General features: G+C 73.1%; 9 protein-coding genes and 1 pseudogene. 1 reads left to right on the top strand and 9 read right to left on the bottom strand.

Features of this window, described 5'->3' with window-relative positions; genetic code table 11:
• The first annotated feature begins 1,247 nt into the window (after window positions 1–1,247).
• On the top strand, window positions 1,248–4,391 hold the full coding sequence (gene ileS, locus MW084_RS07160) for an isoleucine--tRNA ligase (RefSeq protein ID WP_029553713.1): 3,144 nt from the start codon (window positions 1,248–1,250) through the stop codon (window positions 4,389–4,391).
• A gap of 163 nt (window positions 4,392–4,554) precedes the next feature.
• On the opposite strand, the gene MW084_RS07165 is transcribed toward ileS, so the two are convergent.
• From MW084_RS07165 to ftsW, 9 genes and pseudogenes are all read right to left on the bottom strand, one after another.
• Entirely contained in the window at window positions 4,555–5,619 is a 1,065-nt protein-coding gene (locus MW084_RS07165; RefSeq protein WP_010473431.1) for a DivIVA domain-containing protein, read from the bottom strand.
• A 48-nt stretch (window positions 5,620–5,667) separates the two neighbouring features.
• Window positions 5,668–5,964: a YggT family protein gene (locus tag MW084_RS07170; protein ID WP_010473430.1), complete on the bottom strand. Its 297-nt coding sequence runs from the start codon at window positions 5,962–5,964 to the stop codon at window positions 5,668–5,670.
• A 65-nt stretch (window positions 5,965–6,029) separates the two neighbouring features.
• Window positions 6,030–6,647, bottom strand: coding sequence for a cell division protein SepF (locus tag MW084_RS07175; RefSeq protein ID WP_010473429.1), 618 nt, complete (start codon window positions 6,645–6,647; stop codon window positions 6,030–6,032).
• A gap of 124 nt (window positions 6,648–6,771) precedes the next feature.
• A complete protein-coding gene (locus MW084_RS07180) occupies window positions 6,772–7,491 on the bottom strand; it encodes a YggS family pyridoxal phosphate-dependent enzyme (RefSeq protein WP_010473428.1) in 720 nt (239 codons plus the stop codon).
• Window positions 7,488–8,258, bottom strand: a complete 771-nt coding sequence (pgeF, locus tag MW084_RS07185) for a peptidoglycan editing factor PgeF (protein WP_010473427.1) — start codon at window positions 8,256–8,258, stop codon at window positions 7,488–7,490. Before pgeF ends, MW084_RS07180 begins: the two co-directional genes overlap by 4 nt.
• Window positions 8,259–8,407: 149 nt before the next feature.
• Window positions 8,408–9,507, bottom strand: a pseudogene (gene ftsZ, locus MW084_RS07190) (cell division protein FtsZ); the annotation flags it as partial.
• A 279-nt stretch (window positions 9,508–9,786) separates the two neighbouring features.
• Window positions 9,787–10,596, bottom strand: a complete 810-nt coding sequence (locus MW084_RS07195) for a cell division protein FtsQ/DivIB (protein WP_010476532.1) — start codon at window positions 10,594–10,596, stop codon at window positions 9,787–9,789.
• 31 nt (window positions 10,597–10,627) lie between these two features.
• Entirely contained in the window at window positions 10,628–11,716 is a 1,089-nt protein-coding gene (gene murG, locus MW084_RS07200) for an undecaprenyldiphospho-muramoylpentapeptide beta-N-acetylglucosaminyltransferase (protein WP_010476534.1), read from the bottom strand.
• 6 nt (window positions 11,717–11,722) lie between these two features.
• A partial coding sequence (gene ftsW / locus MW084_RS07205) for a putative lipid II flippase FtsW (RefSeq protein ID WP_275563521.1) occupies window positions 11,723–13,018 on the bottom strand: 1,296 nt, incomplete at its 5' end.
• Window positions 13,019–13,025: the final 7 nt, after the last annotated feature.

Below are 13,025 nucleotides of genomic sequence, written 5' to 3' on the forward strand. Positions count from 1 at the left end.
CCCGGAAGGCCGCGGCCCCCCGGGACGCCGTCCTCCGGGCCGCGGCCTTCCGGGCCGCCGTCCTCCCCGCGGACGACCCCGGGAGGGTCAGCTCCTTGGGGCCGGGTTCCCGGGGCAGCGGCGCCTCGCCGGCGGCCGCCCTCCCGGCGGGCGCCTCCCCCGGCGCCGTGCCGGCCGCGGTCTTCCGGCCCGCGGTCTTCCGGACGGGGGCCTCCCGGACGGGGGCCTTCCCGGGGGCGGTCTCCGCCGCCTTCGCGGCGGCCTTCCGGGTCCGGGAGCGCGCCCGCGTCCGGGCCTCCGAGGCGGCCGGCCTCCCGGCCCCGGTCCCGCCCGGCGCCTTCCCCGTGCCCTTCCCCCCGGCCGGGGCCTTCCCGGGGGCCGCCTCCCCGGCGGGCGCACCGCCGGCGGACGACCGCCCGGCGGCCCGCTTCCGGGCGGGCCCCTCCCCGGACTTCCCGGCCTTTCCGGGCTCCCCGGACTTCCCGGCCTCCCCGGCCTTCCCCGCCTTCCCGGCCGGGGGCGCCTCCCCCGGCGGCGTCCCCTCGGCGGGCGCCCTCCTCCCCGTGCCTCCTCCCGCCGCCCGCTCCGGCACCGCCCTCCCTCCGGACGGGGCCCTCCCGACCGTGCGCACCGCGGCCTCCTCGCCGCCCGCGGGCTCGCCCGGGGCCGGTCGCGCCGGCGTCCTCCCCTCGCCGGCGGTCCTCTTCGCCACCATGCCGCGGCCCCTTCACATAGTGTGATCTTGCTCGCGAATCGTGCTGGGACGATAAATCGACTCCGAACCGGTGGCAACCGGGCACGCCGCCCGTACCGGACAACCGCTACCCGGCCAGGCGAGCCGTCCGCCCGCGTCGCCGCCCGGCGGCGGGCACCGGTCGCGCGCACCGGCGTCCGCCCGCTCCCCGCCCGGATCGCGGGCGGGCGGCGTGTCGGCCGGTGTCGCCGCAGGCCCGTACACTGGGGCGCAGCGAAAGGCGTGGATGGGGACGAGTAGCGTCGCACGCGGCCGTGAGCGACCCGGGGACGGTGAGAGCCCGGGGGCGAGCCCGACGTGAAGCATCACCCCGGAGCCGCCGGAAGAACGCCCTGGACGGCGGGCCCAGCCCACCGGCGCAAGGTCAGTAGAACCGGCTTCGCGGCCCTGAACGAGGGGGCTCCGGGACCTGTGCCCGGCGCCAAGGAGGGTGGTACCGCGGGAGCACGCGCTCTCGTCCCTCCGACGGAACGACGAACCTGTCCGCCGGAGGATTTCGATGCCGCAGTACCGCCAGGTGCCCGCCCAGATCGACCTGCCCGCCCTCGAGCACGCCGTGCTCGACTTCTGGCGCGAGAGCAAGGTCTTCGCCAAGAGCCTGGAGCAGTCCGAGGGCCGCCCCGAGTGGGTCTTCTACGAGGGCCCGCCCACCGCCAACGGCATGCCGGGCGCCCACCACATCGAGGCCCGCGTCTTCAAGGACGTCTTCCCCCGCTTCCGGACCATGCGCGGCTACCACGTGGCGCGCAAGGCCGGCTGGGACTGCCACGGCCTGCCCGTGGAGCTCGCCGTCGAGAAGGAGCTGGGCTTCTCCGGCAAGAAGGACATCGAGGCGTACGGCATCGCCGAGTTCAACGCCAGGTGCCGCGAGTCCGTGACCCGGCACACCGACGCGTTCGCCGAGCTGACGACCCGCATGGGCTACTGGGTGGACCTGGACGACGCCTACCGGACCATGGACCCCGAGTACATCGAGTCCGTGTGGTGGTCGCTGAAGGAGATCTTCGGCAAGGGCCTGCTGGTCCAGGACCACCGCGTCGCCCCCTGGTGCCCCCGCTGCGGCACGGGCCTGTCGGACCACGAGCTGGCGCAGGGGTACGAGACGGTCGTCGACCCGTCGGTCTACGTCCGCTTCCCGCTGACCTCCGGCCCCCTCGCGGGCGAGGCGTCCCTGGTGGTGTGGACGACGACCCCGTGGACGCTGGTGTCGAACACGGCGGTCGCCGCCCACCCCGACGTGACGTACGTGGTGGCCACGGACGGCCGGGAGAAGCTCGTCGTCGCCCGGCCGCTGCTGGAGAAGGCCCTCGGCGAGGGCTGGGAGGCCACGGACCTGGCCTTCACCGGCGCGGAGATGGAGCGCTGGACCTACCGGCGCCCGTTCGACCTGGTGGAGTTCCCCGAGGCCGCGCACTTCGTCGTCACCGCCGACTACGTCACCACCGAGGACGGCACGGGCCTGGTCCACCAGGCCCCGGCCTTCGGCGAGGACGACCTCAGGGTCTGCCGCGCCTACGGCCTGCCGGTCGTCAACCCGGTCCGCCCCGACGGCACGTTCGAGGAGGACCTCCCGCTGGTCGGCGGCGCGTTCTTCAAGAAGGCCGACGAGGCGCTCACCGCCGACCTCGAAGCGCGCGGCCTGCTGTTCCGGCACATCGCGTACGAGCACAGCTACCCGCACTGCTGGCGCTGCCACACCGCGCTGCTGTACTACGCGCAGCCGTCCTGGTACATCCGCACCACGGCCGTCAAGGACCGGCTGCTGGAGGAGAACGAGGCGACCAACTGGTTCCCCGACTCCGTCAAGCACGGCCGCTTCGGCGACTGGCTGAACAACAACATCGACTGGGCGCTGTCCCGCAACCGCTACTGGGGCACCCCGCTGCCGATCTGGCGCTGCGAGGAGGGCCACCTCACCTGCGTCGGCTCGCGCGCGGAGCTGACGGAGCTGACCGGCGCCGACCAGTCGGACCTGGACCCGCACCGCCCCTACATCGACGACGTCACGTTCGGCTGCACCCACGAGGGCTGCCCGCTCACCGCGACCCGCGTGCCGGAGGTTATCGACGCCTGGTACGACTCGGGGTCGATGCCGTTCGCGCAGTGGGGCTACCCGTACCGGAACAAGGAGCTGTTCGAGAAGCGCTACCCGGCGCAGTTCATCTCGGAGGCCATCGACCAGACCCGCGGCTGGTTCTACACGCTGATGGCCGTCGGCACGCTCGTCTTCGACAAGTCGTCGTACGAGAACGTCGTGTGCCTCGGCCACATCCTCGCCGAGGACGGCCGCAAGATGTCCAAGCACCTGGGGAACATCCTCCAGCCGATCCCGCTGATGGACCAGCACGGCGCGGACGCGGTGCGCTGGTTCATGGCGGCCGGCGGCTCCCCCTGGGCGGCCCGCCGCGTCGGCCACGGCACCATCCAGGAGGTCGTCCGCAAGACGCTCCTCACCTACTGGAACACGGTCGCCTTCCAGGCCCTGTACGCGCGCACCGCCGGCTGGGCGCCCTCCGCCGCCGACCCCGCCCCGGCGGAGCGCACCGTCCTGGACCGCTGGCTGCTGAGCGAGCTGCACGCGCTGACCGACCAGGTGACGCAGGCACTGGAGGCGTACGACACGCAGCGCGCCGGCAAGCTGCTGTCCGCGTTCGTGGACGACCTGTCGAACTGGTACGTGCGCCGGTCGCGGCGCCGGTTCTGGCAGGGCGACAAGGGCGCGCTGCGCACCCTGCACGAGGCGGTGGAGACCGTCACGCGCCTGATGGCCCCGCTGACCCCGTTCATCACCGAGCGGGTCTGGCAGGACCTCGTGGTACCGGTGACGCCGGGCGCCCCCGAGTCGGTCCACCTGTCGACCTGGCCCGAGGCGGACCCGTCGGCGATCGACCCGGAGCTGTCGCGGCAGATGGCGCTCGTCCGGCGGCTGGTCGAGCTGGGCCGCGCCACGCGCGCGGAGTCCGGTGTGAAGACCCGGCAGCCGCTGTCGCGGGCGCTGGTGGCCGCGGCCGGTTTCGAGGCGCTCTCCCCCGAGCTGCACGCGCAGATCACCGAGGAGCTGAACGTCTCGTCGCTGGCCTCCCTGTCCGAGGTGGGCGGATCGCTGGTCGACACGACGGCGAAGGCCAACTTCCGCGCGCTGGGCAAGCGGTTCGGCAAGGGCGTCCAGGACGTCGCCAGGGCCGTCGCGGGGACGGACGCGGCGGCGCTGTCGCTGGCGCTGCGCACGGGCGAGGCGACGCTCGACGTCAACGGCGAGACGATCACGCTCACTCCGGAGGAGGTCATCATCACGGAGACCCCGCGTGAGGGCTGGTCGGTGGCCTCCGACGCGGGCGCGACCGTCGCGCTGGACCTGGAGATCACCCCGGAGCTGCGGCTCGCCGGTCTGGCGCGCGACGCGATCCGGCTGATCCAGGAGGCGCGGAAGAACAGCGGCCTGGACGTCGCGGACCGGATCGCGCTGCGCTGGTCCTCGACGGACGAGGAGGTCGTCTCGGCGCTGGAGGAGCACGCCGGGCTCATCGCGGAGGAGGTCCTGGCGACGGACTTCGCACGCGGCGAGGGCGACGGGACCTACGGCGAGCCGTTCACCGACGAGGCGCTGTCCCTGGTCTTCCGCCTCCGCAAGGCGTAGTCCGCTCCAGAGCCCCGGTCGTACGCGGCCGGGGCTCTCCCGGGCGCGGCCTCCCCCGTGCACACGCCGTGCCGGGCCGGCCGCGCGGGCGCACGGGAACGGCGGAGGGCCGGGCCCCGGACGTGCGTCCCGGGCCCGGCCCTCCGCCGACTGCCTTCGGCTTCTAGTTGTCGTCCTCGTCGATGAGGAAACCGCGCATCGGCGACGGGGCCTGCTGCATCGGCTGCGGAGCCTGCGGCCGCACCGGCGCCATCGGCTGCGTCATCGCGGGCGACATCTGCTGCTGGCCGCCGTACGACGGGGCGCCGCCCATCGGCTGACCGCCGCCCATCGGCTGACCGCCGCCGTACGACGGGCCGTTCGCGCCGGCCGACGCCATCGACGGGGACGGCGGCAGCGACGGAGCGGCGGACGGCGTGCGCGGCGGGGCCAGCGACTCGTCGCCCTGGCTCTCCAGCTGGCGCAGCTGGCTCTCCAGGTAGGACTTCAGCCGCGTGCGGTACTCGCGCTCGAAGCCGCGCAGGTCCTCGACCTTGCGCTCCAGCGTGGCGCGCGCGGACTCCAGGGAGCCCATCGCGACGCGGTGCTTCTCCTGCGCGTCCCGCTCCAGCGCGTCGGCCTTGGCGCGGGCGTCTCGCTCCAGGCCCTCGGCGCGCGACCGGGCCTCACCGACGATCTTGTTGGCCTCGGAACGGGCCTCCGCGATCGCCTGGTCGGCGGTCTGCTGGGCGAGCGACAGAACGCGCGCGGCGCTGTCGCCGCCGGGCCCCTGCTGGGGCATCCCCGGGCCGTGACCGCCCATGGGGCCGCCCATCGGACCGCCCATGGGGCCGCCCTGCATGGGCCCGGGGCCGTGGGGACCCTGCGGTCCGCCGTGACCGGGACCGGCCGGCAGCTGGGGAGCACCACCGGGCAGCTGGGGGGGACCCATCTGCGGGGGCTGCTGCTGGACCGGGGGGCCCGATATGGCGGCGGGCACCGGACCGCCGGGACCGACCGGGCGCTCCTGCTGCTCCGGCGGTTTGCGCATCGCCTGCTGCTGGTTCTGCGCGGCCGCGCGCGTCGCGGCGGCCAGCTTCGCGCGCAGGTCCTCGTTCTCCCGGAGCAGGCGGGTCAGCTCGGCCTCGACCTCGTCCAGGAAGGCATCGACCTCGTCCTCGTCGTAGCCTTCTCGGAGACGGACGGTCGTGAACTGCTTGTTCCGCACGTCCTCGGGGGTCAGCGGCATTCTTCTTCACCTCTACGTAGTCGTCGGCAGTCGGCAGGGCCGTATCGCTCACACCCTCATCGCGAAGCTACCCGCGATGTTGAGGAGGATGTAGACGATGATCATCAGAACGAAGAAGGACAGGTCGAGTGCCACGCCCCCGAGACGCAACGGCGGGATGAACCGCTGCAGAAGCTTCAGTGGTGGATCGGTGACAGTGTAGGTGGCCTCCAGGACGACCACCATCGCCTTGCCGGGTTCCCATGAACGGGCGAACTGGAAGACGTACTGCATGACCAGCCGGAAGATCAGCAGGATCAGGAAGCACATCAGCGCGATGTAGATCACCTGTAGTGCGATGCCCATCCCGCGTTCCCTCTCCCCTGGCCCTCTGTACCGGCCTGTCGGCCGGCCGTTCCCGGTGTCGTGTCTCAGCTCTGGTTGAAGAATCCGCCCTCTGCGATGCGGGCCTTGTCCTCCGCCGTGACATCGACGTTAGCAGGCGACAACAGGAATACCTTCTGCGTCACTCGCTCAATGCTGCCATGCAACCCGAAGACGAGACCGGCGGCGAAGTCGACAAGTCGCTTCGCGTCCGTGTCGTCCATCTCCGTGAGGTTCATGATCACGGGCGTGCCCTCGCGGAAGTGTTCCCCGATGGTACGGGCCTCGTTGTAGGTCCGCGGGTGCAGCGTGGTGATCCGGTAGGGCTCCCGCTCGGACACGACCTTGGGCATGATCACCGGTGCGCTCTTCTCCAGGCTCGGGCGTTCGGGTGTGATGGATGCCACGGGGGCGATCCGGGCAGGTCGTCCGTTTTCAGCGGGAAGCGGAACGGGATCACGCTGGACCGGGGGTTGCGCTACCGGCGCACGGACCGGCTCCTCGCGCTCCACCTGACGGGGGGGCTGGTGGTGACGCCGGTCACGCTCGGGCTCCGGTTCGAGTTCGGGTTCGAAATCGTCGTCGGGGTCGAACCCCCGGCCGTCGTACCCATCGTCCTCCACGAGGCCGAGGTAGACCGCCATCTTGCGCATCGCGCCGGCCATTCTCCGATTCCTCCGCTCTGTGGTGGATCGGCAACGTCGGGTCGCGCCCGCGATCCACTGGGCCTGACCGCCGTTCGGCGGAAATGACCATATTTTCTACTGTGGTCCGACTTGCTTCGCGACGTTACCCGAGCCGGGGACGGACTCCGAGCACCGCCGTACCGATGCGTACATGTGTCGCCCCGGCCGCCACCGCGTCCTCCAAGTCCCCGCTCATCCCCGCCGACACCATGCTCGCAGCAGGGTGGGTCGCACGCAGGCGGGATGAGAACTCCATCAGCCGGTCGAACGCCGCGCGCCGCCGTCCCGCGTACGGGCCGGCCAGCGGCGCCACCGTCATCAGCCCGCCGAGCCGGAGCCCGGGCGCGCCGTCGACCGCGGCGGCCACCTCCTCGACCCCCTCGGGCGCGACGCCTCCGCGCGCTCCCCGCTCGCCCGCCTCGGCGTCGAGCGCGACCTGGACCAGGCAGTCCAGCTCCCGCCCGGCCCGCACGGCGGCGGCCGACAGCGCCGAGACCAGCTTCAACCGGTCGACCGACTGCACGACTCGGGCGTAGTCGACCACGGATCGCACCTTGTTGGTCTGGAGTTGACCGACGAAGTGCCATGTCAGATCGAGATCCGCGCACGCGGCGGCCTTGGGGGCCGCGTCCTGGTCCCGGTTCTCCGCGACGTGGCGGACGCCCAGCCCGTGCAGGATGCGGACGTCGCTCGCCGGGTAGGTCTTGGTGACCACGATCAGGGTCACGTCCTCGCGCTCGCGTCCGGCCGCGGCGCAGGCGGCGGCGATGCGCTCCTCGACCCGCGCGAGGTTCTCGGCGAGTTCGGTCCTGCGGTCCGTCATTCCCCGTCCTCCCCAGCCCCCGGCCGGGTGGTGCCCCCGTCGAGCCAGACATATCCCGCGAGTCGCCCCGTGGTGCGGTCCCGGCGGTAGGAGAAGTGGTCGCCCGACTCGCGGGTGCAGACCCCGGACGCCCACCTGTTCCGGACCCCCGCCCGCTCCAGCTGGGCGTGGACCCCGGCGACCACGTCGACCGCCGGCGTGCCCCAGGAGGTCTCGGCCCGGGCGGCCGGCTCGGCCGCGGCGACCTCGTCGCGCATGGCCGGCGGGACCTCGTAGCAGCGCCCGCAGACGGCGGGGCCGGTCCTGGCGACGATCCGGGCCGGTCGCGCCCCGAGGGCGGCCATGGCCTCGACCGCCGCCGGGACGACCCCGGCGACCATCCCGGGGCGTCCCGCGTGGACCGCGGCCACGACGCTGGCGACCGGGTCGGCGAGGAGGACCGGGACGCAGTCCGCGGTCAGGACCGCGAGCGGCAGGCCCCGCCGGGCGGTGACGACGCCGTCGCCCGGGGGGACCTCCGCCCCCGCGGGCCAGGGCCCGTCGACCACGTGGACGGTCCGGCCGTGCACCTGGTGCATCCAGACGACCGCCTCGGGGTCCACGCCCAGCAGGCCGGCCGCGATCCCCCGGTTCCGCCGTACGGCGGCGGGGTCGTCGCCCACGGCGCCGCCGAGGTTGAGCTCTGCGTACGGAACGGCGCTCACCCCGCCCCACCGGTCGGTGAAGGCGAAGTGCGCGCCGTTCTCGGTGTCGTGCCGCTCTATCACGTCAAGGTCACTTCGCGGCCGTCACTTCAGGAAGTCCGGGACGTCCAGCTCTTCCGCCTGGCTGTCCGCGTAGGGGCGCGTCGTCGGGATCGACGGCGGCGTGACGGCCGGGAGCGGGGGCTCGACGGCGGCCGGGGCGGGCTCNGNNNGCCGGGGCGGCCGGGGGCTCCTCGCGGACCGGGACCGTGCCGAGGCCGGTGGTCGCGGGGCGGGCCGGCTCGGCGGCGCGCGGTGCCGACGCGGCGGGCTCCTCGCGCTTGGCCGCCGAGGTGCCGAGCACGTTGTCGCGGCGGGCGGGCGGCTGGCCGCCGTCGAACCCGGCCGCGATGACCGTGACCCGTACCTCGTCGCCCAGCGCGTCGTCGATGACGGCGCCGAAGATGATGTTGGCCTCGGGGTGGGCGGCCTCGCTGACGAGCTGGGCCGCCTCGTTGATCTCGAACAGGCCGAGGTCGGAACCACCGGAGATGGAGAGCAGCACGCCCCGGGCGCCGTCGATGGACGCCTCCAGGAGCGGCGAGGAGATCGCCATCTCGGCGGCGGCCACGGCGCGGTCGTCGCCGCGGGCGGAGCCGATGCCCATGAGCGCCGAACCGGCCTCCGACATGACCGACTTGACGTCGGCGAAGTCGAGGTTGATCAGGCCCGGGGTGGTGATGAGGTCCGTGATGCCCTGGACGCCCGAGAGCAGCACCTGGTCGGCGGACTTGAACGCGTCCAGCACGCTGACCTGGCGGTCCGAGATGGACAGCAGCCGGTCGTTGGGGATGACGATGAGGGTGTCGACCTCTTCGCGGAGTTCGGCGATGCCGTCCTCCGCCTGGTTCGCGCGCCGCCGGCCCTCGAAGGTGAAGGGGCGGGTGACCACGCCGATGGTGAGCGCGCCCAGGGAGCGCGCGATGTTCGCGACGACGGGCGCGCCGCCGGTTCCGGTGCCACCGCCCTCGCCCGCGGTGACGAAGACCATGTCGGCCCCCTTGAGGACCTCCTCGATCTCCTCGCGGTGGTCCTCTGCCGCCTTGCGGCCGACTGCCGGGTTGGCCCCGGCCCCGAGGCCGCGGGTGAGTTCGCGGCCGACGTCCAGCTTGACGTCGGCGTCACTCATCAACAGGGCTTGCGCGTCCGTGTTGATGGCGATGAACTCGACGCCCTTGAGACCGACCTCGATCATTCGGTTGATGGCATTGACACCACCGCCGCCGACACCGATGACCTTGATGACTGCGAGGTAGTTCTGCGGTGCTGCCACGTCGAAGGCCTCTCGCCTCGAGTTACGTGCCGCCGCTTCGCGCTGCGTGGCGCGCCGCGACGGCGGATGCCGAAGGGACGGTCCGAGTCGCCGACCCAAACCCTAACGTTGAAGTTTAGGGTTACCAGTGTGCCTGCTCGCTGGACTCTTCCGAACAGGACACTAGGTCGACAAGCGGGGCGCGTTCAACGAACACGCCGAACCTCCCGTTTTTCTTTTCACCCTATGTGATCACCCCCAGGGCTGACCAACCAGGGTGCTGGCCAGCACACGTGTACGTCAACTCCGTGACGCCGCAGGGGCGCTGGGAGAGCTCACGTCGAAGTGACCCGCTCCGGGCACCGCCTTCATGAGTGCGAGGAGTGCGCGCGACTTCGCCTCGCGCTCCTCGCCGCTCCCCCAGAACACCGTGCGACCCCTCGTCAGCTCCAGGGTGAGGGAGTCGTACGAGCGGACGCGGACGGACCTGAGGTCGCGGCCGATCCGCTCCGGGAGCCCGGCCGTCACACCGACCGCCTCCCGGGTCAACCGGTCCGCGCCGAAGCGGCGCAGACTGGGCGACCGTCCGGCGGGGAGGTGGAGCAGGGGAACCCCGGCGGGGGCGGCGGTGACCGTGGCGTAACGCCTACCCCCCGCGTCCACTTCGATGTGCGCTCCGCCCTGCCGGATCAGGAGGACCGGCTCGCGCTCGGTCACTTCGAGGCCGATGCCGTGCGGCCAGGAGCGGACCACCTCGACCGAGTCGATCCTCGGCAGGGCGCGGCGCAGCCGCTCCCCGATGGCGTCGGTGTCCACCGAGACGAGCGGGGAACCGACGGGGACGGCCGCCGCGGAACGGACCTCACCGGGCGTCAGGACGCGCGTGCCCGAGACGGAGACGTCTTCGACGCGCAGCCACGGCGAGCCGTACAGCAGCCAGGTCGCCCCGCCGGCGAGCGCGAGGGCGGCCAGGAGGAACAGGGCGCGGGAACGCGCCGGAAGGTGCCGCACGCCCCCGCCCCGCCCGGGGCCGGACCCCTTGGAGGGCCGGCCCGGCGACGCGCCCGCGGCCCCTTCGGCGCCGCGCTCGACGGTCGTCGGTCCGGCCATGCTCCCTGCCTCTCCCTCAGCCCGGCGCGCCCTACCGGCGCGCCGCGATCGCCTCGTGGACCATGCCGACGAGCAGCTGGTCGGCGTCCCGGCGGCCGAACTCGGCGGCGGCGCGGGACATCTCGTACAGCCGGTGCGGGTCGGCGAGCACGGGCAGGACGTTGCCCTGGACCCACTCGGGGGTCAGCTCGGCGTCGTCGACCAGCAGGCCGCCGCCGGCCTTGACCACCGGCTGGGCGTTGAGCCGCTGCTCGCCGTTGCCGATGGGCAGCGGGACGTACGCGGCGGGGAGTCCGACGGCGGAGAGTTCGGCGACGGTCATCGCGCCCGCGCGGCAGAGCATCATGTCGGCCGCGGCGTACGCGAGGTCCATGCGGTCCACATACGATACCGGGACGTAAGGCGGCATACCGGGCATGTTGTCCACGCGCGGCACCTCGTTCTTCGGGCCGACCGCGTGCAGGATCTGGATCCCGGACCGCTGGAGCACCGGGGCGACCTGCTGGACGACCTCGTTGAGCCGCCGGGCGCCCTGCGAACCGCCGGAGACCAGCAGCGTGGGCAGGTTGGGGTCGAGGCCGAACGCCGCGCGCGCCTCGGGACGGACCCGGGCCCGGTCCAGGGTCGCGATGGAGTGGCGCAGGGGGATGCCGATGTAACGGGCGTTGCGCAGCTTGCTGTCGGGCGTGGCGACGGCGACCGCGGAGGCGTACCGGGAGCCGATCTTGTTGGCCAGGCCGGGGCGGGCGTTGGCCTCGTGGACGACGATGGGCACGCCGAGCCGCTTGGCCGCCAGGTACCCGGGCAGCGCCACGTAGCCGCCGAAGCCGACGACGCAGTCCGCCCGGGTGCGCTCCAGGATCTGCTCGGCGGCCTTGATCGTGCCGCGCAGCCGCCCGGGAACGGTGATCAGCTCGGGAGTGGGCTTGCGCGGCAGCGGGACGGCGGGGATGAGCGCCAGCTCGTAGCCCCGCTCGGGCACGAGCCGGGTCTCCAGGCCCCGTTCCGTGCCGAGGGCCGTGATCCCCACGGTCGGGTCCTGCCTGCGCAGGGCATCCGCGAGGGCGAGCGCGGGCTCGATGTGGCCGGCGGTCCCCCCGCCGGCGAGTACGACATGCACCGAAATTCACCGCTCTCCGGACGGACGCTTCTTGACGCGCCGTCGCATCGACATCCAACTCACCCCGGTCCGGCCGCCGGAACGGGGCCCCCGGCCGGCCAGGGCCGCTTTCGCGGCGGGCTCGTCACGCGCGAAGGCGATCAGCAGCCCGACGGCGAACATGGTCGGCAGCAGGGCCGAGCCCCCGTAGGAGAACAGCGGGAGGGGGACCCCGGCGATCGGCAGCAGGCCGAGCACCGCACCGATGTTGACCACGGCCTGCGCCGTGATCCAGGTGGTCACGCCTCCCGCGGCGTACCTCACGAAGGGGTCCTCCGTGCGTCCGGCCACGCGAATACCCGCATAGCCTAGAGCCGCGAACAGGGCGAGCACCGACAGCGTCCCCGCCAGCCCCAGTTCCTCCCCGGTGATGGCGAAGATGAAGTCGGTGTGCGGTTCCGGGAGTTGGCCCCATTTTTCCACACTCGCCCCCAGGCCGGAACCGAACCACCCGCCGGACGCCAGGGCGTAGATGCCGTGGACGGCCTGCCAGCAGGCGTCCCCCGGGCCGGGGTCGGTGGCACCGAGGCAGGCGATCCGCGCCATGCGGTTGTCACTGCCCCGGACCAGCGCCACGCCGAGGACGGCGGCGACGCCCAGCACCCCGGCGAACAGCCGCGTGGGCGCGCCGGTCAGCCACAGCAGGCCGAAGAGGACGGCCGTCAGGATGATCGCCGTCCCCATGTCGCCGCCCAGCATGATCAGGCCCAGCAGCAGGAACGCCACGGGGACGAGCGGCACCAGCAGGTGCTTCCACTGCGTGAGCAGCCGCCTGTCCTGCTTCCTGGCGAGCAGGTCCGCGCCCCACAGGATCAGCGCCAGCTTGCCGAACTCGCTGGGCTGGAGCTGGAAGGGGCCGCCGATGTGCAGCCAGTTCTGGTTCCCGTTGACCGCGTGCCCCACGCCTGGCACCTGGACCAGGACCATCAGGACGACCGCGGCCACCAGCAGCGGGTACGCCAGGGCGCGGTGCAGCCTGACCGGCATGCGGGAGGCGAGCAGGAGCAGACCGGCACCGAGGACGGCGGCGACGAACTGCTTGCGGAAGAAGTACGTCGCCGGCAGGGACAGCTCCAGCGCCTTGATGATCGACGCCGAGTAGACCATGACCAGGCCGAGCACGGTGATCAGCATGCTGGCGCCGAGGATCACGTAGTACGCCGTGAGCGGCCGGTCCCAGGCGCGGCGCGCCCGCTCGTACAGCCCCCGCGCCCCGGTGCCGCGCGGCGGCCGGGGCGCGGGGCGGGTCCGCGCGCGGGGNCGNNGTNCG

This window comes from Streptomyces sudanensis, from assembly GCF_023614315.1.
Taxonomy (GTDB): Bacteria; Actinomycetota; Actinomycetes; order Streptomycetales; family Streptomycetaceae; genus Streptomyces; species Streptomyces sudanensis.